At 56.3% G+C, this 23,287-nt stretch carries 30 protein-coding genes; 1 reads left to right on the top strand and 29 read right to left on the bottom strand.

Annotated features, from left to right (window positions below):
- Positions 1-2: 2 nt before the first annotated feature.
- From ACMZ66_RS13200 to ACMZ66_RS13060, 29 genes are all read right to left on the bottom strand, one after another.
- A complete protein-coding gene (locus tag ACMZ66_RS13200; RefSeq protein WP_416937670.1) occupies positions 3-605 on the bottom strand; it encodes a hypothetical protein in 603 nt (200 codons plus the stop codon).
- Positions 605-1,258, bottom strand: coding sequence for a putative phage tail protein (locus ACMZ66_RS13195; RefSeq protein WP_416937669.1), 654 nt, complete (start codon positions 1,256-1,258; stop codon positions 605-607). The genes ACMZ66_RS13200 and ACMZ66_RS13195 overlap by 1 nt, the downstream gene beginning before the upstream one ends.
- Positions 1,248-2,345, bottom strand: a complete 1,098-nt coding sequence (locus tag ACMZ66_RS13190; protein WP_416937668.1) for a baseplate J/gp47 family protein — start codon at positions 2,343-2,345, stop codon at positions 1,248-1,250. Before ACMZ66_RS13190 ends, ACMZ66_RS13195 begins: the two co-directional genes overlap by 11 nt.
- Positions 2,342-2,833 carry a phage GP46 family protein gene (locus ACMZ66_RS13185; protein ID WP_416937667.1) on the bottom strand — a complete coding sequence of 164 codons (492 nt, stop codon included), beginning with the start codon at positions 2,831-2,833 and terminating at the stop codon, positions 2,342-2,344. Before ACMZ66_RS13185 ends, ACMZ66_RS13190 begins: the two co-directional genes overlap by 4 nt.
- Positions 2,834-2,836: 3 nt before the next feature.
- Complete coding sequence (locus ACMZ66_RS13180) at positions 2,837-3,448, bottom strand: phage baseplate assembly protein domain-containing protein (RefSeq protein ID WP_416937666.1); 612 nt, start codon at positions 3,446-3,448, stop codon at positions 2,837-2,839.
- 5 nt (positions 3,449-3,453) lie between these two features.
- Entirely contained in the window at positions 3,454-4,548 is a 1,095-nt protein-coding gene (locus ACMZ66_RS13175; RefSeq protein WP_416937665.1) for a phage baseplate assembly protein, read from the bottom strand.
- Complete coding sequence (locus ACMZ66_RS13170; RefSeq protein WP_416937664.1) at positions 4,541-5,767, bottom strand: DNA circularization protein; 1,227 nt, start codon at positions 5,765-5,767, stop codon at positions 4,541-4,543. Before ACMZ66_RS13170 ends, ACMZ66_RS13175 begins: the two co-directional genes overlap by 8 nt.
- A 1-nt stretch (position 5,768) precedes the next feature.
- A complete protein-coding gene (locus ACMZ66_RS13165; RefSeq protein ID WP_416937663.1) occupies positions 5,769-6,608 on the bottom strand; it encodes a hypothetical protein in 840 nt (279 codons plus the stop codon).
- A gap of 14 nt (positions 6,609-6,622) precedes the next feature.
- The gene (locus ACMZ66_RS13160; RefSeq protein ID WP_416937662.1) at positions 6,623-8,341 is read right to left on the bottom strand and encodes a hypothetical protein; all 1,719 of its coding nucleotides are present in this window, start codon (positions 8,339-8,341) and stop codon (positions 6,623-6,625) included.
- Positions 8,334-8,462 carry a hypothetical protein gene (locus ACMZ66_RS13155; protein WP_416937661.1) on the bottom strand — a complete coding sequence of 43 codons (129 nt, stop codon included), beginning with the start codon at positions 8,460-8,462 and terminating at the stop codon, positions 8,334-8,336. The genes ACMZ66_RS13160 and ACMZ66_RS13155 overlap by 8 nt, the downstream gene beginning before the upstream one ends.
- Positions 8,463-8,476: 14 nt before the next feature.
- Positions 8,477-8,851 (bottom strand): hypothetical protein, encoded by a 375-nt coding sequence (locus tag ACMZ66_RS13150; RefSeq protein ID WP_416937660.1) that lies wholly within the window; start codon positions 8,849-8,851, stop codon positions 8,477-8,479.
- Complete coding sequence (locus tag ACMZ66_RS13145) at positions 8,851-9,207, bottom strand: phage tail tube protein (protein ID WP_416937659.1); 357 nt, start codon at positions 9,205-9,207, stop codon at positions 8,851-8,853. The genes ACMZ66_RS13150 and ACMZ66_RS13145 overlap by 1 nt, the downstream gene beginning before the upstream one ends.
- A 14-nt stretch (positions 9,208-9,221) precedes the next feature.
- Positions 9,222-10,505, bottom strand: coding sequence for a phage tail sheath subtilisin-like domain-containing protein (locus tag ACMZ66_RS13140; RefSeq protein WP_416937658.1), 1,284 nt, complete (start codon positions 10,503-10,505; stop codon positions 9,222-9,224).
- Entirely contained in the window at positions 10,502-10,732 is a 231-nt protein-coding gene (locus ACMZ66_RS13135) for a hypothetical protein (protein WP_416937657.1), read from the bottom strand. The genes ACMZ66_RS13140 and ACMZ66_RS13135 overlap by 4 nt, the downstream gene beginning before the upstream one ends.
- A 3-nt stretch (positions 10,733-10,735) precedes the next feature.
- Positions 10,736-10,969: a hypothetical protein gene (locus tag ACMZ66_RS13130; RefSeq protein ID WP_416937656.1), complete on the bottom strand. Its 234-nt coding sequence runs from the start codon at positions 10,967-10,969 to the stop codon at positions 10,736-10,738.
- Positions 10,969-11,445, bottom strand: a complete 477-nt coding sequence (locus ACMZ66_RS13125) for a hypothetical protein (protein WP_416937655.1) — start codon at positions 11,443-11,445, stop codon at positions 10,969-10,971. Before ACMZ66_RS13125 ends, ACMZ66_RS13130 begins: the two co-directional genes overlap by 1 nt.
- Positions 11,438-11,761 carry a head-tail joining protein gene (locus tag ACMZ66_RS13120; protein ID WP_416937654.1) on the bottom strand — a complete coding sequence of 108 codons (324 nt, stop codon included), beginning with the start codon at positions 11,759-11,761 and terminating at the stop codon, positions 11,438-11,440. The genes ACMZ66_RS13125 and ACMZ66_RS13120 overlap by 8 nt, the downstream gene beginning before the upstream one ends.
- A gap of 71 nt (positions 11,762-11,832) precedes the next feature.
- On the bottom strand, positions 11,833-12,216 hold the full coding sequence (locus tag ACMZ66_RS13115; RefSeq protein ID WP_416937653.1) for a hypothetical protein: 384 nt from the start codon (positions 12,214-12,216) through the stop codon (positions 11,833-11,835).
- 10 nt (positions 12,217-12,226) lie between these two features.
- Positions 12,227-13,246 carry a major capsid protein gene (locus ACMZ66_RS13110; RefSeq protein ID WP_416937652.1) on the bottom strand — a complete coding sequence of 340 codons (1,020 nt, stop codon included), beginning with the start codon at positions 13,244-13,246 and terminating at the stop codon, positions 12,227-12,229.
- 12 nt (positions 13,247-13,258) lie between these two features.
- On the bottom strand, positions 13,259-13,600 hold the full coding sequence (locus ACMZ66_RS13105; protein ID WP_416937651.1) for a head decoration protein: 342 nt from the start codon (positions 13,598-13,600) through the stop codon (positions 13,259-13,261).
- 3 nt (positions 13,601-13,603) lie between these two features.
- Positions 13,604-14,920 carry a S49 family peptidase gene (locus ACMZ66_RS13100; protein WP_416937650.1) on the bottom strand — a complete coding sequence of 439 codons (1,317 nt, stop codon included), beginning with the start codon at positions 14,918-14,920 and terminating at the stop codon, positions 13,604-13,606.
- Between the two features lies 1 nt (position 14,921).
- Positions 14,922-16,553, bottom strand: a complete 1,632-nt coding sequence (locus tag ACMZ66_RS13095) for a phage portal protein (RefSeq protein WP_416937649.1) — start codon at positions 16,551-16,553, stop codon at positions 14,922-14,924.
- Positions 16,550-16,768, bottom strand: a complete 219-nt coding sequence (locus tag ACMZ66_RS13090; protein ID WP_416937648.1) for a hypothetical protein — start codon at positions 16,766-16,768, stop codon at positions 16,550-16,552. Before ACMZ66_RS13090 ends, ACMZ66_RS13095 begins: the two co-directional genes overlap by 4 nt.
- Positions 16,769-16,771: 3 nt before the next feature.
- Complete coding sequence (locus ACMZ66_RS13085) at positions 16,772-18,733, bottom strand: phage terminase large subunit family protein (protein WP_416937647.1); 1,962 nt, start codon at positions 18,731-18,733, stop codon at positions 16,772-16,774.
- An 11-nt stretch (positions 18,734-18,744) separates the two neighbouring features.
- Positions 18,745-19,386 carry a hypothetical protein gene (locus ACMZ66_RS13080; RefSeq protein WP_416937646.1) on the bottom strand — a complete coding sequence of 214 codons (642 nt, stop codon included), beginning with the start codon at positions 19,384-19,386 and terminating at the stop codon, positions 18,745-18,747.
- 248 nt (positions 19,387-19,634) lie between these two features.
- Positions 19,635-19,835 (bottom strand): hypothetical protein, encoded by a 201-nt coding sequence (locus ACMZ66_RS13075; protein WP_416937645.1) that lies wholly within the window; start codon positions 19,833-19,835, stop codon positions 19,635-19,637.
- Positions 19,836-20,199: 364 nt separating this feature from the next.
- On the bottom strand, positions 20,200-20,832 hold the full coding sequence (locus ACMZ66_RS13070; protein WP_416937644.1) for a hypothetical protein: 633 nt from the start codon (positions 20,830-20,832) through the stop codon (positions 20,200-20,202).
- A gap of 341 nt (positions 20,833-21,173) precedes the next feature.
- Positions 21,174-22,643 carry a primase-helicase family protein gene (locus ACMZ66_RS13065; RefSeq protein ID WP_416937643.1) on the bottom strand — a complete coding sequence of 490 codons (1,470 nt, stop codon included), beginning with the start codon at positions 22,641-22,643 and terminating at the stop codon, positions 21,174-21,176.
- A 2-nt stretch (positions 22,644-22,645) separates the two neighbouring features.
- On the bottom strand, positions 22,646-22,861 hold the full coding sequence (locus ACMZ66_RS13060; RefSeq protein ID WP_416937642.1) for a hypothetical protein: 216 nt from the start codon (positions 22,859-22,861) through the stop codon (positions 22,646-22,648).
- Between the two features lie 89 nt (positions 22,862-22,950).
- Between ACMZ66_RS13060 and ACMZ66_RS13055 the strand changes: the two genes are divergently transcribed.
- Positions 22,951-23,286 carry an SWIM zinc finger family protein gene (locus ACMZ66_RS13055; protein WP_416937641.1) on the top strand — a complete coding sequence of 112 codons (336 nt, stop codon included), beginning with the start codon at positions 22,951-22,953 and terminating at the stop codon, positions 23,284-23,286.
- Position 23,287 lies beyond the last annotated feature (1 nt).

Below are 23,287 nucleotides of genomic sequence, written 5' to 3'. Positions count from 1 at the left end.
GATCAGGCTCCTGCACGCTGCGTGATCACAACGTCAATAACATCGTCAGCAGCGTCATATTCAAGCATGCATTTGGACACGGAATTGGCCGCATAATTGATATCGCCGGTCACACGATATTTCGCGCCCCAGTCAACCGCGTGGTTGCCGGTACCATCCTGTGCCAGCTTGATCATCGCCGGTCCAGCATTCGGGATCACAGCCGGGTTATCGATCAGGATCGCGTCATCCAGAACATGCTTGAACCGGCTACGGGCGGTTGGATCGAAAGTCGCCACACCCGCCGCGACCGTCAGATCGACGAACTCGGTGTTGAAACCGGCGGTCAGGGTGGCAGGGATATCACGAAATAGACCATTCGCGGTGCCATCCGCAACTGCCTGCTGGATTGCCTTGCGCAACTGCTGAAGATCAGCCTCGGAGGCAGGCAAGGGATTTTCAACCGTACCAAGGAAAAAGTTGACCGCGTTGACAATCTCGCGCATCGAATGCTCGATCGCCTCTGCCGGGGGAATTGACCCCTCGACACTCGCTGCCGGGTTCGGATTTACGTATGGACGATCGGGATCAAGAGCATCCCCATTAACTGGCGGCTGATACTGCATCACTCACCTTCATATGACATGGTCAAAAGAGAATGGGCCGGCTGATACCGACCCAAGAGACATTCCAAATCTTCCGCTCGCGATATCCACGCCAGCGGGTCCTGCCCCAAGGTCGAAACCCCGACCTTGAACCACGTAACGCGCGGCCCAAGCACCCGAACACGCCACCAAGCGCGCATATCGGCGGTAGCGCCAAGCATATCGTATCGCGTGCTGCGTGAGTTGTTCGAGGAGTTCGCCCCGCCGACCTGGCTTATGCCGACCATAAAGGGGCGATATTCAACAACCTCGATCTGATAACCGAGGCTTTCCGCCAGATTGACAAAGTATCGCGGACGCTGACCGCCCGTGGCACGCAATCGGGTAAGCACCGCAGCTCGGCGATCCTCGATCGGCAAACCCGCCGTTTGAAAACAACAATCGGGCAAGCCTACCTGCTTTTCGTGATCGGCCAGCATCTGCACAGCACGCGCAGGCTGACTTTCAAGCACCAAACGCTCAGCTGTGAGGTCCACATCAAGCCATGTTGCGACCTTGCCAATCAGAAACGAATGACCGACACCGTCGTAATCGCGAAACCCCTGCCATGCCGCCCCGGGCGGAAAAGCACCGGCAATTACGTCGGCATATGCCTCAAGCCGTTCACGCGACATAGGACACCACCCCGATCACCGGTATTTCACCAACAGCACAGACCACATCATCTGCTGGCACTGTCATCTTGTGCCGATCTTCGCCTGCTGCAATAGCGATCGCCTCGGTCAGCCAGCTTTTACTGACCGTGACCCCGGGCTCACCCCGGCGATAGAGCATGTCGCGAATTTCCGCCTCGATCGCCGATCGAATTTCCGGGGTATCCGGGTCCAGTCCGGAAATCGTTATCGCGATGGGATGTGCGATCGGGGCAACCACGAAGACATCACAGTTAACTTGCCGCTCTTCATCGATATAATCCTGCACCAACGACACATCCGCCGCCGTGGGGATACCCTCCACGTCTGCCCGGAGCTTGTCCATCATGAAGCGAACGGTAACGGTCCCAAGCCCCATTTCACGGGGCGACGGCCAGACCCGCGTTACACCAGCGACCTCTTTGGCCCATTTGATATAATCATCTTTATTACCGCCATGCGGCGGTGTGCGAATACGGTCAAGGATGCGACCGCGATAATGCTCTTTGATGCCCTTGCGACCATCAAGTTCTTTGTCCGCACCGCCGGTGAAACCATCACCTGTCACGACCAAAACAGGATCGATCCCCTCGACTGGCGAGGTCAAAGTCAACTTTGCGCCCGCCTCAAGATTTCCGGACGCACCGGGCTCGACAGCGATGAAAGAGGCGGTTGCCGCACCCGCTCCATCCAGTACCACGCTTTCAACCAACTTGAACTCGATACCGGACTTATCGCGCGCGGTTTGCGGCACAGTAAAACCCGCACCGGATGAACCAGAGACAGCCACCAGACCACCACCCCGGGTCGCCTGATTTCGTTTCACATCCCATGTGAAGCCGTGACCATCGAGGTTATCCTCGGTCGCATAAAGCACCATCGTCTCGGACGCGATATGGTCGATATAGCCGTATGCCCCCTTGGCAAGGATACCATCGATGTAAGGCATTGCAGGGACAGGCCCCTGCCCAACCGTCACACCCTGCCCAAGCTCACCCTCATAGTAAGCCTTGGACGCATCGCGCAAGGTCGAGAAATCCGGCGTCTGGAAACCAGTCAGTTTGCTCATGAGTTATTATCCATCCATTTCCAGATGTCTGAATACCGGCGCTCAAACACCGGCCTGTTCGGGCGCTCAATCACTGCACACCCCGAGATCACCCATCGACCAGCATCGCGATCGCGGATAGCCTCGAAAGACGCCGAGCTGGCAAAGCCCTGATCGACGATCCATTGAAGCGCCTCAGCGCCATACTCACGAACACGCGCCACCGTTTCGGTGGTAATGATGGCGCGGTTAAGAAGCCAGAACCGAGACCCGACTTTCATCCCCGAAATCGTAGGCCAGGTATCCCCCCAAAAACCGCGACGGTCCTTCCCGTCAGGCAATTCATCGTCATCGCGCGCCCGCTGATCGGTAAACAGAGACGCTGTTACCGCCGTTTCAAGCCCGTGATCCGTATCAAGACCGCCAGACCCATCCCCCAAGAGCTGCAAATCAAAACGCCCCGCCTCGTTATCGAAGCGGAGCGACATGTCGGTAATCAAATTGGTCATTGATCACATATCCTGATTGGGAGTTCCCGTCGGGCCACCATTATCGTTTTCAGGGTGGTCATGGCCGTTATAGACTGATCGCATACCGGCCACCGTCTGCGTGTTTGAGCTCGCCGTCTGATCGGTAATATCTTCCGCAACATCCAAGCTGCCGCCGATCTTGACGTTCTGCGTAAACTCGCCTTCCGGCGTGTCGAAAATGATCCTCTCGGTCGCCACGATCCGTAGAACCTTGGTCTCCAAGACAGCCACCTGCCCGCGCTTTAGCGTGAATGTTTGGCCCTGATCATCGTATAAGCCGACCTCACCCGGATCGGTAACGCCGCTTTTCGATCTGTGGCGCCGATCCATGGGCGGCAAACCAACCACCAAGTTGCGCTCGACCTGCAGCGCCATCATTTCAGCACCACGGCCATTTTCATCGACCGGCAGCGGGTATTGATCAAAGCCATAGTGATGCATGATCAATACATCATCCGGCGTTTCGCCGGCACGACCCGAGACTTGGGCAATCATCGCACCGGAACCATCGGTCAGGCGAACCCGGCGAATGACCGCACGAAACAGCATATTTTCGACACGCCGTGACAGCCGATCGAACAGACCCTCCAACATCGCACTCACCCCCGAACTGCAGCGCGCAGCGCAGCATATTGAGCATCGCCGTCGGCCTCCTTAAAGACCGGCTTTGGCACCCATGCTGCTTTTGGCTCCAACGACAAAGAGGCGCGGTAACCACCGTCATCCTCATCAAGCGTCAAGGACACAGACACGATCAGCATGTCATAGCTGATATTGTTCTTTTCATCCTCGACCGGCACCACAAGCCCCGGCTTCCAGAACGCACCGCCCGGCACCTGCCGCCAGCCTTCAACCTGATAACTCACACCGGTCGAAAGACCGATCCGGCGGGATGCCTCCCACTCGACCCGCGCCTTTAGCTGTGCCGATGACCCCGCCCCGTCCGAGGTCAGGATTGCGGGGCGATACCGCTTGACCGCCTCATCAATCGCGATCGCCTCTGACTGCGCAGCAGACAGACCGAAATCCATATCGCTCGTTGCTGCCTGCGATCGCATGACCAGCTTGCTGAAACGGCCCGACATATCGAACGAACCGCTTAGCTCGACAATGTTGTTATCAGACCGAAGTTGACCAGTTTCAGTGTAGCGATAGCGAAGCAACGCATCGGATCGATCAGATCCAGGGCGACCCAGAACGATGCCTCCATTTACAGACGCCCAAGCATTAAACCCGCGCTCACGGCTGATACGGTCAATCACCTGCGAAACCGTCTCGCCTTGCTCGATCTTGATGCGGTCAAATCGATCACCAGTATCAGAAAGCGCCTCGACACCTACACCGAACGGTTTGCAAAGCTCGCGGCACGCATCGATCAGAGAAGCATTTCGAAGCTCGCCACCCTGCACGATCGCTGCGCAATCGACCAGATCGCCTGTTTTCGATCGACCGCTAATCCGGGTCCCTTCCCGATCGGGAACCGTGGAGGTATCCACCCGATCAAGCCAGCCCGTCAGAAGCCGCTCCCCGCCGCAACTAATCTTGACCGACATATCGCCCACGTCTTCGGGCGAGAAGTCATCAACCGTCAGTGCAAAGCTGCTGGCAATATCCTTGATCGACATATTAATCGAACATTTCTGCCAGCCATCATAGATCCGGCCATTCAATTCGATCTCGGGAATATCACTCATCAAGAACCTCGACCGGAGCCCATGACGGCACCAAGTTTGGATGCGCCAGATTGTTTCGGGTTACGATTTCGCCTGCGCGGGATGCATCGCCATAAAGACGATAGGCCATCACCTCGGATGGTTCGGTTTGCCATGGCAGATCCTCGATCACGTTGGCCTTGCCCGCCCCCGCCTCGCGCGTGAAGTCAAGAACAGCAGAGCGAACCGAAGACAATGCCGCAAAAACACCATCGTCACTTTCGCCCGCGACACTGCTGCCAGATCGCTCGATTTCAGCATCGATCACGCTGACAAAGCTCTTTGAGACGGTTTGCGCCTGTGTATAGGACAGGAAGGTATATTTCGGCAGAAGCTCGGTCGCCATTGCGATCGAGGTGCGCCGAACAAAAGCGCCAAGAGCTGTCCGGTTAACCGCCTCAATCTCGCGGGTCGCGGTTGAAATCGGAACATCAATCCCAGACGCCTCAAACCCCGCCAAAGACAGGAAACCCGTCACACCATCATCAACAGCGGGCACCGCCCCTGACAGTGCCGTGAAACCAGCGGACAACCCGGTCGCAATATCAAGACCACCACCGGTCAGAGCGGTTACACCCACGGCACCGATCTCTGACACGGCATCTTGCATGGTTGAACTAACACCAAGCGCTGTGAAGACCTGCCCACCAACCTGATCGGTCAGAGCGCCAATTACCTCACCCCCTGCTTGCCGCACAAAACCCGGCATACCGTCCGTGACGTATGAGTTAACAAAGGCGTCTTGCGCAGCGACACTCAGGGACGACGATTTCTGCTCAAGCTCAAACGCGGGCGATATCCGGCCTGCCGTAAAGCCACGCTCGGTATTCTCACCAACCTCCTCGAAGGTGATCGAGAAACTGGCCACGCATTCAGCATCAAAACTTTCGTCAAGATCATAGGTAACGACCTTGACGCGGCGCTCAGCAAACCGACCACCAAACGGGTCAACAAACGTACCTGGCCCCGCTGCATCAAGAGCCGCCAAAAGCCGATCCCTTGCACCAAAACCATCAGAGGTCATCACAAAAGCGGGAACATTGAAAGATCGAGCCTTACGCCCTAGATCCTGCGATTCTGCTTCATCCCGGTTTGGACGCTCAAAGGTTGGCCCTCGGCGACCCGATGACAGCTTGCGCGATTTGGTGTGGAAAGGCACACCCCGAAAGCTGCCTTGACGTAGTTCATCTGCAAACGCCATATCAAATCCCCGGCAAACCGCGCGCTACTTGTGACAATTGATCAAGCGTATCGCCACCAGACAAACCACCGGAACCCGGGATCGCTGGCACTGGTCCGGTTGCGATCAAATGCTCGACAAACATGCTTTTCTTTGGACCTGACCGGGACGATTTCAGCGCATCACGCAACTCGCGAACAAAAACCGGTGCCGATCGCCCCTCGACCACACCGGTCATTGTCTTTTCAAAGCGCCAGCGCGGCTTGATCATTCGGGTATCTTGGATAACCCAGAGCAGCGATAGCGGCGCGCGCTTACCCTTTTTCTGGCGAATGGCGACGCCGCGTTTCCCACCACCAAGATCGATCACAAACGGCTTTTGCTTGGCATATCCCTGCTTGTGACGCTTTGATCGCCGCGATTTCGGATATGCGCGATTAGCCTTGAGATCCTGACGAACCTTTTGTTTGGTGAAGCGGCGCGCAACACGGCCCTCTTTGGATTTCCGGGTTCGCGCACCCAAACCCGGAATCCACGACCCCTCACCCGACTTGCCGCGACGGGTACCGCCAGCTTCTTGATCCTCAAAGAACCAGAACGGCGTACCGATCTCGGCTTGAATGATTGCCTGACCCTTGTTGCTTGGCTTTATCCAAAGCGCGCGCCGCCCGCCACCCGACGCCTTGAGCGACTTCTCACGGATTGTGAAGCGACGCGGCAGTTCATCAATTACCCGATCCCGCCCCTCATAGGTCAGATGATTAATAGTGCGCGACAAGGCAAAGGGGATATGCTTTTTCTCCAACTCATTGAGATGGTCGATCACATCATCGATGTTGGTCGAATAATCGAGATCAAGCATGACACCCCCAAACCTTAACCCGCCCCCATACCAGCCAAACTCGGGCCGGTTCGGAGGTTGGTTTCAAGCCCAATACCTCGGGACGTTGTGCGCGTTACCCGCGCCGCTTGCGCACCATCACCGACAAGCTCGATTGTGATCTTACCCTCGGGGGCTTCCGCCGCAGGAGCAACACCTCGGCTTTCAACCCGAGCATTAGCGACCCGCTGAGCGGTCTGAGAAATGCTCGGCGGAGAAACAGGGCTAGTGTCTGGTTGCTGCTCACCAGAAGCCACCGACGCCGGTTCTGACTTCGATATCCCGAGCTTGTCGACCATCCAATCGGGCAGCACCGACACCATTGCGCGGATCTTTTCCTCGATGATTGAGGCCAGGTCAAAACCGGTGATGTATTCCACCAGCCCCGTGAACCCGTCATACAACATCGCGAACGGATTAAACGCGGCCATATAAGCCATGATACCGTCGATAAATCCGGTTTTGAAAGCACCCCGGACTGCGTCGATCTTTTCGGTGAAATAGGAAACGATCCCATCCCAATTATCATAGATCGTATAAACAGCCCCGGCGATCAGCCCCGCCGCCAGAACGATCGGATTTGACGCCAAAACCCACCCGAGATTGGCAAACGCGGTACCGACGCTCAGAAGCGAAGCAATGAACGGCCCCGCCATCAAGGCCGCAAAGCCAAGCGCCGCATTCTGCCAGCCGCCAAGAAAGTCAACGATACTTGCGCCATAGCCGATCATATTTTCGATCGTGGAAATGAAGCCCATCACCGCTTGACCGGCAGGTGTGGTGCCATCCTTGGCAACCGTGAACCACTGCGACATGGTTGCCGAAACACCCACAATCGCCGCACTAAGGCTCGAGACGATTTGTGGCCGCATCGAGATAACGAACTCTTTCATCTTGGTAGCCAATGGCGTCAGGACGGGAAACAAAGCACCCATCAACCCATTGCGAACACCAGTAATCGACTTACCGAATGAATCCATCGCGTCGTTGTAGGCTTCGGTATCCTTGGCCGCTTGGTCGCTGATCACGCCAAGATCGGTCATTTCATCGAACAGACGGTCCATTTCGGCCTGCGGCTGGGTCAGCAACAGAGCCATCTTTGAGCCGCTTTCGCCGAAAAGCTTCATCGCGGTTGACGTTCGAAGCGCCGGGTTTTCAATCTTGCGGAACGCATCCTGCAGATCCGGCAGAATGTCATTCAGGTCCCGGACATTCCCCTGACTGTCACGCAGAGGAATCCCAAGCGCTTCGATGATCGGTTTGGCGCGGCCAATCCCGTTAGCTGCATCGCCCACGTTCTTTGCCAGATCACGGAAGCTTTTGCGAAGCTCCTCGTTTGTCATGCCCGCAGCTTGGTTCGCTGCGTGCTGCCATTGCTGCAAAGCCTCGGTGTTGATCCCGACAGTCCTGCCAAATTTCGCCAGAACATCAGCATCATCCGCCCCGCCATGTATCCACGCCAGTAATCCGCCCCCAAGCCCGATACCGGCCAAACCAAGAAGGCCAGCACCAACCCCGGAGATATGACGACTTAGACCGACAAAGGACGACCCGAGGCGGCGAAACCCGTCGGTAATCTTGTGAAAGCCTAGGCTTCGGGAAACCGCCGAAGCCCGCGCACGGATACCTGTAAGCATCCCTTGAACGCGACGCATTGGTCCTGCGACCCGTTCCCGGGCATTCAGAACCATGCTGACAACGAAATTCTTACCCATTGCTCAGACCTTCCAGAGCGGAAATTTCGCGCTGTGCATCTTCCTCATAGGCTTCGATGCACAGCGCGATATCATCAAGCGGCATGTCGCGGATTTCTTCGGGCTTCCACCCGAACCGCACGACAAAAATCTTGATTACTGATCGGATGTCTTTTGGGACGGTTTTTGGAAAAAACCGAAACAGACCGCCATTGCACGCATCATATCTTCGGCGTCCATATCAGCGATTTTGCGCTCATTGATACGGTTATCACCAAAGACCAAAGCCGCAACGAACTTGCGAGACCCCGCCATGACAGCCTTGCCGGACGCCAAGCTGTCCAACAGATCAAGGTCCCGCGCTATCGGACGACGAAACTCGATATGACCGACCTCCTCGACATGGCTTCCGGAACCGTCGGTGATGTTTACTTCGATCGGATATGCGAGGCGCAAAACCTTGCGCCCCTTCTCGCCATCCTCAACAAAATCAGTCAGATCGACGTCGCTTGGATCAAAATCAACATCCATCACGACACCTCACGGGCGCTATTGCCCTCAAAGCGAACGGTCAGGCTGTTTTCCGATGCATCGTTATCAGCAGAACCCACTTCATCCCCTGAATTCATAACGATTGTGCGGTCCGCACATTCGAGCTGAATTTCTTGAGACTTAACGGCTGTCACATCCTTCGATGACTGACCCTCATCAAGGAAGATCTTCACCTCGATGAAGGCAACACGGGCCTTCTCGCTGGAACCAGCGCGCTTGCCACCACCCATGATGGTTTCGCGCTGCTTGCCGCCCAGATTGTAGGTCGCGGTATCAGCGGTCGTGTATTCCACACCCGCCACTTTAAGGGATCGAACCCCTGCAACTGTCGTCATGGTTCAATCCCCCATCAGTAGTTGCGGAAATCAAGAGAGAACGCGATCTTTGCCGCGAAGACATAGAGCGGATTGGAAAGATCCGGCTCATAGATCACATTCAGACGGAAGGCATCGTTCGGCGACTTGGAAACCATGAGGCGCTTCTCGAACTCATCAATACTCTCGACCAAACCGAAAGATTGCAGATATTCGTAGTGCGCAATCAGCGTCGCCTTGACCGAACGCGGCGTCACATGCGGCACTGCTTCATCAATGGCAGTGCCGTCATTCACCAGAACCGGACGCTGAGCCATGATCCGCGAATTGACCACATTGCGCAGCTCATCACGCAGTCGGCCAAGCTGAGCGACCGTATTCACCAGCAAATATGCCGCAAATTCGTCACCAAACTGGTTCGTCTGGTACATTGTGATCGGCATACTCAGCCGAACCTTGCCATCCTGACCAACGTCCGTGACCGTGATACCAGCAAACAACAAGGTGTTCTTGTCGGAAAATGTGAAAAGGCTGCTTTTCGGCGGTGCCATTTCACCGATCAACTCGACGCCATATAATGGGCGGGCAGGATGATTGAACAGCTTCGCCGAGGCCTGCCCCATGTAGCGCGCCGCACGCATCCAGACAGGGCCAGGTGCATCGTAACTTTCGATCATCGTCACGAAACGGTCGTTACGTGACGCGCCAAAGGTCACCAGCTCGCTGAGCGTACCACGGCGGCCCGTGAACGCTTTAATGTCAACTTCCGCCCCGGCAGCCTGCAAATCTTCCAGCCAAGCCGAGGCAGCATCAAGCGTTGCACCATCAGCCCACGGGAAACCGACATAGTTGAATTTATCATCGCCGATCGCCGCGATCGCCCCGGCGATATCCGGGTTACCAGATCCACCAGTCAGGAAACCAGCATCGGAAACCGCGATAGAGACGCCATCAGCCACCTTCTCGCCATTCAGGATACCGCGCAGCGCGATCTGAACACGAAGATCGTTACCGACCTCGCCAGCATTCTTTGCAGTAAAGGTGACAACACCAGCGGCTGAAACAGCCGTTACCGGAAGATCAGCATCGGCGGACACAGCAGCGGCAATCGAAGCAGCAATGTCGGTCGCAGTGTCATCAACCGTTACCCCGACGAACAGACGCTTCGCCGCCACATAGATCGCCAGTGCGCGGCTCTCGGTAGCGGTACCTGTAACCGTCAGCGTACCGCTTGCCTTAACACCCGCGCCCAGATCCGCGACAGGCAAGGCATACAACGTCATCGTGTCGTTGTTTTCGCGAAACGCCTCGACCATCATTGCAAGGTTCGATCCCTTGCCAAACAGCTCGCCCGCAAATCCCCCGTCCCCGGGACGATGATCAGTTCATCATCACTTGCGGTGCCGACAGCAAGGCTTTGACCGATGAGCAATGCGACGTGATTGGCCGTAAAACCATCAGCGCGCGAGCCATCGATCTCGATATAGGAACCGGCAACACGCGTGTTGATCGGGATCTCGTTAAAGACTTCGTTTGGGATCGTCATGGGTTACCCTTTTTTCTCTGCCTTGGCGGCACCCTTCACAGGGACCAGATCACCGAACTGACCACCGGCAATGCCACCGGCTTTGGCCGGCGGCAGCAACCGGATCACATTCGGGTTGCGCAAATCCTTGTCGGAAAGCTCAAACTCTCCATCAGGATAGAAACCACCCTTGACCGGGTTGAACACCCGGAGCGGCTTGCCATCGACCTTTCGGTCGGGATTGATCCGCACCTTCATCACTCACTCGCTCCTTGCTGAATATCGACACCCTGCAGCTCGCCCGCAGAGATCGACACGACACGCGGGCGAGTTAGCTCACCCGACATTGAAATGATTTCGCCAACCACCGGACCGCCGTCACGGTGCACGAATTGCTTGATCTCGATCGAAGGCGGCGTTTTCCATAGCGCCCGGAAATCCTGATCAGCAAAAAGGGTCTGAATGATTGAGGTGGTTTCCGCTTCCGCGACCGCGCACCAATCCGTCAGCTCGCGCACATGAACCTCGATCGAAAGACTGACCGACGGGATGAACTGCCACGCAGATCCGACCGGCGTCATACCGTCGGCTGGCGCATATATGCTGATCGCCTTTTTCTGTTCTTCGGGGATTTCGGACACCCGACCAATGATCACATCCGGACTGTTTGGCCGCGCTTTGATCTTCTCCTTAACAAAGGCCATCAAGGCAGATCGGGGATAGTATTCAGACATTTTCTACCTCCCCCTTGATCAAACCGACCTCGACCCATCCGGTATCATCCGGATCAATCTGGTCGATCGTGAAGGTGCCAACGGAAAGGTCGATAAAATCGCCCTGCTTGACGCCCGGAGCTTCGGAAATGCGAAACCCGCCAGTATGCTCAAAAGCCTGAAATTCAGCCTCGCCGCCACCCGCCTCAGACGCGGCATTGTGGCGGTAGTCAAATTCGGTCACCGTCGAGACACTCCCGCCCCGATGACGAATAACCACCTGCTGGCCGAGAACCTTGGAAATCGGCTTGTTTAAAAGTTCATCAAAATTGAGCATGGAAAATTACCAAACAAAAAGCACCCGCCCCGAAGGGCGAGTGCCGATAGCCAGGTCAGATGAATAGACCGTCAGGACTGCTTGCTAGCAGCCTTCTGATCCGCAACATACTTTTCCCACGCCGCATCACGGCGTTTCGCGCTCACTTCAAGACCAGTGAGCTTTTCCAGCGCCTCGACCGTCGGGCGACCGTCAACGGTGAAATCTTCTTCGCCAACCTGACCGACAGCAGCATAGACCTGATCGATCGAGGCGAACGTCGGGTCGGGCTCAGCAACCGGAGCAGCCAAAGCCACATCAGAGGCGGCAACCGCAAGCTTTTTGTCGATCAACGCCTTCGCCTCGGCGGCAGAGACTTCGACCGGCACACCCGCAATATGGATGACGCGTTCGCCCTTCTTATCACGGCCTTCCAGCGTCTTGACCGGGACAATGGTTTGTTTCTTTGCAGACATCACCACCCCCTTACAAAACCGTCGCGCAAAGCGACGCATTGACATTACCCGGGACAATCAGCGGACGGGACTGCGTCAATACAGATTCGATCGACGGGTTATCTTCCTCGATGATTTTCGGGAAGTATTCCATCGGCGTATACCCGGCACCCTTGTCCAGAATCGCGCCATGAGCCTGAACACCCTGAATACCGGTACCGACCATGACAACCTCATCAGCACCGAGATACGGGATCTCGTTGCCATCATCATCCTGATAGGTTTCCGCGTACACGAAGATATTGAAGTCACCGACAGTCCCAACGAAACGAACAGAATTTACCGAGATTGGACCAATCTCAATCGAACTGTTCGTGCCGCGCCGGTTATCAAGCAACTTCATAAATGCGGTATTTTTGCGCATCGCCGACCAGACTGTCGGAGCCACGAAGACATCAAGCGCAATAACACCAGACTTGTTCTGGATGTCAGCTGCCCATGCTTCCAGATCCCCGAAAATATCGGCACTGGGATCAGACCAGAGGTCTGCCGGAATGAGGGCCTTGGTCAGCAGCGGGTCGCGATTGAAATCAACCGTCCGCGACGGATATTCAGGACCTTCGACAACAACCTGACCCGTGCGAAGAACCTGCCACCCCATCCAAAGCTTACGACGCATGATCTCGTTGCGGTGATCCATCAGGATAGCTGCAATGTTCGCATCACGACGTTGCCCCGGCGACATGCTGCCCGCGCCGAGAGCCTCACCCGGCATGCGCGCAAGCAAGCGTTCCGGGTCGACAACATCCATCGGCTTGAGGGTTGCAGGTTTGAAGCTCGTCGTCGTGAAACCTTCGCGGATGCCCGCCTTGGCCTTCGCCGTGTCCATGACAAACGGGGCGAGCTTCTTGCCTTTGATAACTTCATCAAGAGCAATCGCCGATTTGTCAGAAAGCATCAGAGCGCCGAAATAGCGATCCAGTACAAACATATCCGGCGCTGAGAAACGCGTCAGGACGCCGAGAAGATCGGTAGTGCTATAGGTATCCATCGGACCCCCCGTTTAAACAGCGAACAGCGGGGACAGATCGAGGGCAGCACGGAGGGACGCCTTAGTCCAACCCGCACCGACCTCAAGGCCGCTGTAATGGAAAATGCCGGTTTTGTACACCGGGGCTTCGATATCGCCGCCACTGGTATCAAGAGCGGAAGTAAGGACCGCAATGGGTTGCTCGCTGCCATCGGCAGCAGCCGAAGCCGACAACACCAGCTTGCCAGACGCGGTAATGCGGCCCAGAAGCGCGCCCTTTTCCAGCACCTGGCCCGAAGCAATCACTTCCGGTTCGGTCACCAGCGGATAGTCACCGGCGATAAGGTTGGGCGGAGTATAAGTTTCCTTGGTCATAATTTACCCTTTCGCCTTCTGGCCCGTGGCCGCTGCAAAGTTTGCGGCAATCGTTTCTGCTTTCGACGGACGACTTTCTTTGCCGTCGTCGCCACCGTCATCACCGATGACATCGTTCGGCTCGTTATTCATGGCAGCGCCGAGGGGATCAGAAGCAGCCACAGGGGCCTTTGCCAGAGCCGCAACCGCAGCCTCAACCGACATATCGGTTTCGTAGGCGAAGTGTTCCGCAAGATCCTTGCGCCCCTCGGCCTCTTTGCTGGTCATAATCCCGGCGATGCGCTTACGCTCACCACCGATTGCATCTTTTGCATCGACCCCTTTCGGGGCATCCGCCTTGGCATCATCCGGTTTGATATCGCCCGGACGGTTACCGTCGTTCGGTTCATCCATTTCAGAAGCACCTTTGCTTTGAATAGGTCCAATGACTGTCCGTCCGGACAGCTTCTCAATGAAGTCGGACATCGCCGACTTACTGGACTGCACCACGTCGGCGAGCCCAATTTCGACCGCCTCATCGGCGGAATAACACTGCGCTTCTGTAGCCAAAACATCGTCAACCGAAAGCCCGGGACGACCTTTGACAACTTCCTGAGCAAACAACTGGCGGGTATCCTCGACACTCGCCTCGACACGCTCACGCACATCATCGGGCAGCGGCTCGAACGGATTACCGTCCGCCTTATGCGTACCTGCTGAAATGATCGTGACTTTGACGCCGCTCTCATCAAGGCGCTTTGAGTGATCAGCATGCATTGTAATGACGCCGATTGATCCGGCGCCGCCCGTTTTGGGGATCACCAATCGGTTCGCTTGGGCTCCAAGCCAGTAAGCTGCGCTGTAAGCTTTTTCATCAGCGACTGCCCATACCGGCTTTTTATCGCGAGCCGCGCGGATGGTCTCACCCAACTCAAGTACACCTGACACTTCACCGCCCGGGCTATCAATGTCGAGCATGATCCCTTTGACTGCGCGATCTTCGATCGCGCGATCAATCTTCAATGCGATACCGTCGTAACCAGTCATGCCGCAGTGAGGATGAAGCCCCAACCGATGAACCAACGTGTCCCGCACCGGGATCACTGCGACACCATCCATCACACGATAATAATTGTCGTGCTGATCGGATCGCGCTTTGACACCGGTTACACCCGCCATCAGGTCGGTCACAGAATGAACCGCATCCTCATCGATGATGAAGCCATCCGACATATTCGATCGCGTCATCAAATAGGCGGTTAGGTCACGCGCGCGCTCAGGCGTAACAAGAAGGGGGCGACCAATAAGCCGCCCCCAAAGGTTTGCAAAAACAGGATTCATTCTACTTTCCCCGCAACTGAGCCCGCCGCCCGATATCTTCGAGACGCGAGACATGCGCGTTTACAGTGTCGCCATTCTGATCTTCGACGTAGACAACCTCGGTCTGACCGGAGCCCGGATAGACCAAGCCGCGTTCTTCGAATTCGTCTTTTTCGCGCGCCCGCTGGTCAAGGATCTCGCGGTAATCCTGCCCTTGTTCTGCGGCCTCGGTCTGCAAGGTCGAGAGATTGTTCTCCATCCGGATCTGTGAAGCGTTCGCTTCCTTGACCGGATCAACCCAACCTCGACCTGGCCCGATCCAATTGCCACGACACCAAGCTGCAGGGTTATCCCAAAAACGCGGCGTTCCCGATGGAAGGTCGATGTTCCCTTGACTGATATGTTCCTCAAGCCAAAGCGCCCAGATCGGTGTTGCAAACCCATTGGCAAAGTGACCACGGCGTGTTGTCAGGAACTTCCAAGACTTGAGCATCGCCGCGCGAGCCGAGGAATAGTTGGTCCCCGACCAGTCGTTGGCGAACTCTTCGTATGACTGACCCAAAGCAGTCGCGGCGTGACGCAGTGCATTCTGGATGAAAACCTGAAAAGCTGCGTTATCGCGGTTACCGTGGTTGAAATTGAAGGATTCCCCTGCAAACAATCGGTGAACCTTAGACCCACCAAACAAAACAGGGTTAGCATCGGCAAAAGCAGATCTCTCAGATTGATACTGCGAGATCGCACCTTCGTCTTCGCTTACCTCATCCATGATGGTTTTATCGAACGGGCTCTCGATGAAGGCTGCAAAGATCGCGTTGATCAAAGCGGCCTCTTGTTCCGAACGCTCATAGTCATCAGCGACTTTGAGTTTCTCGATCGCAGGCCCAAGCAGCCCCCGGCCCCGCGTTTGGCCGGCTTGTTCGACTTCAAAGAAGTGGATGACACGGGACCGCCCCCACTTGGTGCGCGCCTTCACACGCTGCCAAGTCTGGTTATTCAGGGACCAAGGATCGTTCGGATGACGAGACCGGAAATGGTATGCGATCGGCGCACCATATCCATTGATCTCAATCCCGTTTCGCAGATCTTCACCATTGAACTTGCCATAAGGGTTCGATAGGCGATCCGGGTCAACAACCTGCACTGCAGTCGAATAGGCGACCGATCGCTTCGGAAGCCAATGAGCCAGACAGATCGCGTCACCCTCCCCCATGCGATGGCGAAAGCCCAGACCAAGAATGCCGGCAAGGCTCAGCCGCCCGCCAGCATCCAGCGGGCGGCGCGGGTCATTCGCATAGTTGTGGAAAGCGTTTTCCGTTGCTGCGACGAACTCTTTTGCCCAATCTCGATCAAGACCGAGTGCGTTCAAGTCTGGGTTCCAATTGAAGCGGAAGCTCGCGCCGATCGCCTCATCGACTTGGCGCTGCACTGCCCCCGACAGCCAACCATTGCGGTCGACGAGATCACGAACACGGGCCACCATCCGGTCGCGCCCTGATGAGATCCGATCATCAGCCGAGCGCAGCCGTGGTGACCAGCCAGCAAGCGAACCACCAACTGAACCACCCCCACCCGAACGCGGGACGGCAAAGGTTGAAGCCGACTTTTTCATCGGCAAACCGTCTGCACCAAGGATTGTGACAGGATTAGTCATCGGCGACCTACCAGATACCCACGCCGAACCTGCCCTAAAGCGAGTTTCAGCTCATGAATACGACGATCGATACGATCGATCTGCTTGTCCCGGTCCGCGTATTGAACCGATCGACCGTTGGACCCAACGCCCGTCAACCACTCCCCGGTGATGATCTCGGTTTTCCGGGCCTCAAGCTGAGCAAGCTCCGCCTGCATTTCTGCTTTTGTCGCCATTGATCAGCTCGCATATTGCCGAGCCCGACGCACGGCCGGGGAAAGTTCCGGCTCTTTCTTCGTCGGCGTCTCAGTGTTCTGGTTAACCGGCACCGGTGGTGCTGGCGGTTTTAGAAGCAGATCCTCAAGATCCATTTGGCCGGTGTCCGCACGAGTTTCGCGCTCGCTGATCATACGATCCCACGTTTCGGGCGGCATATCGCGCCACCCTTTGGTGATCGCCGCCGCCTCGCCATAGATCGCCGTATCAAGAACCTCGTTTCGAACCCCGTCGCCTTTGACCCACACATATTCAGGTGGAGCGCCAAGCGTCTTTGACTTCTTTGCAACGCGCTTTTCCGATGTGTACTGTTCGAACCACTCTTCATCAAAACCGCTAGCCAGTGCAACGTAACCACGCTGCAGAGGATCGGTCTTTTCCAAGTTGCGGTAGAGCGCCAGCTTGAACTTGCTGACACACAGGTTATAGAACGGACGACCACGACGCTTTTTCTTGCGCCCCTTGCGATCTCGCTCTTCCTTTACCTGCGCGATCAGCGGTGCTGTTTCCCCACGACGGCCACGGATAACCATGACTTTCGTGCGGGAATGCGATTTTGCCCAATCAAACACATCCTCGGTGTAGGCATTGCCGTCGATCGCCATCATATCAACGGCGATTTTGTTGCCCGCCGCATTAGGCCAGGTCGATTTGATCAGCTCATCAAGCCGCTTCTGGGTTTCTTCTTCACCGATGAAACCATCGATCGTGCCGTATTCAACCGTCGCCTTCCGCAAGTCAGGACCAAACGCCTGCAGGTGCCATTCAAGGCGATCGCCCTGCACGTCGACACCCAATGTCAGAAGCGGGAAGCCCCAAGGAATAATGCCCCGGCGGTGCCCCGTTTCATCAGCACGCTTTTTCAGCTCATCAAATGGCGGCGCTTCACCCTGCACTTCATAAGCCAACCCGAGAACATCGTTGAAGAACGTCTTCTCGGAATCCGGGTCGCCGGCAGACCTGATCCATTCCTCTGCAATTCGTTCCCAAGACATCAACGGTGCGTATGCAGACCATAGATGAAAGCTACGATGAATTGCTTTGCGGTCCGGTCGTTCTGCGACCCACTCCGCTACGCCGATCCTTGTCATCTCACGGCGGTGCCGTTGTTCAATAACGCAACCTTCTTCTGGACAGGTAAAGTGCGACTTGGCAGGGTTTTCAAAGTCGACGGTGAAATTGTTCCACTCAAGCGGATGCATGTGGCCGCAGTACGGACACCGGACATGATAATATTCCTGCGATCCCGCTCGAAAGTTCCTCGTAATACGACACCCCGGCCATACCAGAGGCGTTGAGTTCTTGAAAATCTTGGCCTCTTCAAACGCCTGAGAGCGCGAATTTGCCAACACTTCCGGGTCACCAGCGACAGGATCAGTTTCCCACTTCGCCAGATCGTCCTGCACCTGCCGTTTCATGGAGATCATCGAAAGGCTTGCAGATGATGATGCGCCCGAAACCTGAATGCCGCCCCGCAAGTCGCGACGTTCGATGTAATCCCACGTTCCTTCGTTGCGACCATAAGAGAACGCGAGCATCGCTGCTGGCATTTTCATGATCATCGGGCGAAGCTTTGTTTTCGCCCAACGTGAAGCGTTACTTTCCGTCGGATGGACGTAAAGGAAAAACCCCGGATCTTGGAGCGAGGTCCCCAACATGAACGCCTGCGCCAAGATCGTTCCACCAATCTGCGCTGACTTCTGCAAAGTCACTGTCCGGCATGGATCATCCGGCCCAAGTGCCTTTAGAATTTCTGCAAAGAACGGAAACAGGTCGCCATTCCACGGCCCCGGGAACGGGCTGTCTGATCCGAACGACACATTATCGGTCGCCCACTTGTTGAGATCGACCGGTTCTGGTGGCTCAAGGATGCTCGCAAGACTATCCGCGACCAAATGATCCGGGTTGCGCAAAAGAATGGACATCGCGTTTCCTATCAGGCCGCGCCGCTGTCATCCTCGCTATCGATCGCTTCCTCATCATGCTCGGGAAGGTCGTTGACCAGATCACGGCTGTGCCGCGCCAGCTTCTCGCGTGTGCCTCGAAACAGTTTTTTCAGACTGTGCTTGATCTCTTTGACCGAACCGCCCGTCTCTGCCGAAAGCTCTTCGGCCCAATGACCTAGGTCGGCCTCAAATCCATCAATCATGTTGGCGACGTGGCGCGTCACTGTAGAGCGCATCGCGTCAGCCCGAACATAAATCCCGTTCTTCTCACGGCGCTTCTCCTCAAGATCCTCGTTCTCACGCTGGATCTTGCGCAACCGCTCCTGCTTATAGAGATCATCTGTCGTTGGTTCGCGCGGAACGGCTTCGATCGGCGGTGCACCGGACTGGAAAGTCTCTTGGTCTGCACCGGTTAGGTCCGCCGTGCCGTTCGCAGCACGTTGGTCAAGATCAAGGCCAGCATTGAGCTGCTGCTTGGCGATCGCCACAACGATCTTTGCCGATCGCCCCTCACCCTGAATTGCGTCCCCGTGGATTTTGCCCTCGCTGATCAATTGCGAAACACGCGGCTTCGACACACCGATGATCTGGGCAAATGCCGACTTCGAAACGACGTCAGAAGATGCTGCCATTTCGCCACCACATTACGCGATCAACCCAACGAGTTAACCGCAGATGATGTCAGTTAACCCCCTGAGTTAAGGTGATTGTTAAGTTGTTAAGGCTCTCGAAACACCGCAAGAAGAGCGAACACCTGCGGGGCGCTTTACCCGTTTGGCGTTACTTCCCGGGAAGGACCCGTGCGCTTTTCTGTCAGTCGAGACAGGCCCACCAGTCCGAAAGCCAGGTCAGAAACCGATCAATCGAGAACATCGCGCACCTATTCGTGAACGTGGCGGGTCCACTGCGTTCCGCAGCACCCGCAATACATCCGGTAGCGCCTTGGCCGAGCTTGCTCACCAAGGCGCACCGCCATCAAGGTCGCCACATCATCGTTGCCGCATTGGCAACATGCCGCGCCCTCGGCCCCATCCGGGTCGGATGCATCGGGCGCATCCGCGTCAGCAGGATCAATCTGCATGGCTCACCCTTTCGATGCTGACGAGGACGGCGGTTCGCCGGTTGCCCCAGATACCAGCCACGCCCAACCGGTAAGCGGCGCTCCGCCGCCCGCGTCAACACCCAAAAAGAACAGCCCGCCGCGATGGATGCGAACGGGCTGTCAGGTCAAACAGGGAGGAAAAAGAAACATCACGAGTTCATCACAAGCACCTTCGACTGGAATTTACCTTGCTTCAACGATCCCGATTCTGAAACGAAAACGCCCCGCCAAAGCAAGGCAGGGCGCACGCAACAGCAATCGAGGCAAGAAAAAACGCCTGCCGGAAAGTTCCGAACAGGCGTTCTTTGGTTCGCTGCTAGGTTGTCAAATCCGCCTGCGTAAGTCAAGCCACTTTCTGATAGGCCAGACCATTTCCATAACCCGATATGGTCCAAGGGTCTTGCGGCGGCATTTCCTTGGTCAGCCTCCAACGGGTCAAACCGCCCTGTGCGGCCTCAACATCAAGCACCAATTGCTGCAGGAAGTGAAGTGCCGCCCACCAGACCCGATATTCCCCGCGCGCCACCCGAACGATATCGGACAACTTGCCAACCTGTTTGATCCGGCAGCTTTCCTTCACAAGGTTACGGTGCTGATCCCGGGCAGGCTTTGGCAGGCCGGTGACCGGATCAACATCAGCAACAAACCGCAACACGCCGTCCGCTACCCAATCCGGGCGATATCCCGCCTCGCCATAAGACCGGATCAAACACGCCCCTTCCGGACTGGCGGCGCGAACCTCAAGCCATGCGCCGTAAACGATCGAGGCATCATCATGCATGTCATACCCGCCCGAGAAGGCCGACCCGCCGCCGCCGACCCGCTCGCCATAGCTGACCGTGGTGCGCTGCAATTGAGACAGGATCGCGCCAATCCCCCGGTCGCGCCCCGCCATGAGTGCGGCCTTTTGTTCCTCAAACGCCCAATTTACAAGCCCTTCGATCCCGATCGGTGTTAGCTGGTTTTTCTGATCCATTGCCTGCCTGCCTTTTGCTGCCGTCTTGCTGTCCTATGTTGTCCCCCGTTAACTTTCCCTGCGGGGGACAGGGATTTGATTATTTTATTGTTTATTTTCAGTAACTTATTTGTTTTGTCCTTAGTGTCCCTAGTGTCCTATGTAAATAATCCCGTGCAATAGGCGCGCCCGCGCACGTACACGGGGAATTTGCCCGGGACACTAGGGACACTAGGGACACCCCTAGAGAACCGGCGCGTCGCGCTGTCCCCCGTTGCCGATTTTCACGGGGGACAACCCGGGACAACACCCGGGACAGACCACCAGTGCGGGCCAATATCGGTGATGATTTTGGGAAGAACTCACAGGTCATCCGGGCCGATCTCCTCATCAAATTCGACCTCTGACCAATCGATCGGCGTGCGGATCATTTCCGCGAATGCATCCCGACAGACCTCAAGCTTGGGCATGTGATAGACGTATTTTCGGTTCCCGCTGATCCGCTTGCGCCCTTTCTCGATCCCCGGGACCAGCTTGTTGATGGTGCGACCAAACATTTCCTCGGTCAGCGGGAAGCGACGACCGCGCGCCGTGACCCATGCCAGATAGTTCGCATAGGCATCCTCGACCGCGACATAGTCAGACCACATCGCCGAACCGCCGCCCTCGCTGTTGTATTGGACAAACCCGCGCCGCAGGCAGTTGAGCCACCACGATTCCTCGGGCGACAAGCTGGCCAGCTTCTGGTCTGCCAAAGCTGCCGTTTTCGGAATGTCATTGAGGTTGACGCTATCAAGGTCAAAGCTCAGCAAATAACCAAGCAACGCCTCGTATCCGCCCGCCTCAAGCTGGTCGTGCATGTCGGCGAAATACTGTCGGTTTTGTTGCGCTGCGTTCTGGACGTCAAAGACAGCGAACCGGCGCTCATCATGGCCTGCCGGCACAACCCATTCGTTGTTCGATGTCACCAGCAAATGGACAAAGTTCTTGACCCGGAAGGGATCGACGCCCTTGCGCTCGATCATGTGATAGTCGGAGGTCACAAGCCCCTTGAGCCGCCCCTCCGAATGCTTGTCCCCGGCCCAGAAACCTTCATCAGCCTGCAGCAACAATGTCGAGGCCAGGTGCGCGTTAAAGTTCCCGACCACATAGCGCGGATCATCGACCAGCGCATAGTGATCCTCGATCAGCTTGCCGATCGTCTTGCCAAACACCGTCTTGCCGCTACCCTGACCGCCGCGCAATACGATCGCGATTCCGATGCGGTCCGTCGGCTTTTGCAGCATGTGCGCCGCCCACCCCATGATGAACTTGAAATGCGCCTCATCCCCGCCTGCGATATTGGTCCGGACATGATCAAGAAAGATCGAACATTTCTGTTCGCTATCCTCGTAATCGGCGACCATGCTGAAACCGCGCCAAAGGTTATAATAGCCCGATGGCGGCATGCCCCCCGGGGCAAACGAGACACCGCGATACTGGCGCCGGATCGGGTCCTTGAACCAGATTTTCGACCACGAAACGCTCTTGTCGCTTGCAAGACGTTGCTCTTGATTGGCAAACCACGCATGGAAAGCATCAACCGGCATGAAATTGAGCCGCTCCTCGACCGGACAATCGCCGCGCTTGAAGTTTTCCTCAAGGATCAGCGGACGCCCGCCCATCATTACCAGCGCGTAATATTCGTTCATCGCCTCGGCGTCATAGGCAACGTCTTCAGGATCGATGCGCTGGCCATCAATCCCGAATATCTCGGCCCCTTCGATAAGCTGCTTGGCGGCGTGAAACCCTGCCAGATTGGCTTGCGGGTCGTTGTTCTCGTTCTCAGCCATCGCTACAACAGTTTCCCCTGTTTCGGTTTGCGCTGATCGGCGGGCAACGGGCCGATCGGTTCAATTTCTTGCTCTTGGCCCGCTGCGATCCGCTTGTAGCGGAAGAACTCAGACGGGATATGACGGCGGCACCAGCGCCCGTGGTTGACCATGATGTGCGTCCCGGCGCGCTTGCAGCCATTCACATCACAGGGCAAAACAGCGGGCTTGTGCTTCACACAACACCTCCGAAGGTTGTGGTTTTACTTGACACACGGACCGGTTGAAAAAACACTCTCCGAACGCCCAACAGAAACGAGACACCGATATGGACGAACTTCGATTTTCCATCCAAGGCAGCTCGGACGAACCCTACACGGTCCGGTTTGAACGCCCCGCCCCCGGGAATCTGAACGCATATTGCACATGCCCTGCAGGCCAGAACGGCCAATACTGCAAGCACCGCGTCAACCTTTTGAACGGCGAGATCAAAGGCATTGTGAGCGGTAACGAAAGCGACCTGACAAAACTCGCCGAAATGGTCAGTGGATCGGACGTCGAGGCCACCTACAATCACGTCCTCGACCTCGAAGCGCAGGCCGCGAACATCAAAAAGCAGATCGCGAGCGCCAAGAAGGATCTGGCAAGGGCAATGCTGCGATAAC

The sequence above is a fragment of the Thalassospira sp. genome, assembly GCF_048059015.1.
Classification (GTDB): domain Bacteria; phylum Pseudomonadota; class Alphaproteobacteria; order Rhodospirillales; family Thalassospiraceae; genus Thalassospira.
Note: the sequence above shows the minus strand (reverse complement) of the source record. Positions and strands in the feature narration are given on the sequence as shown.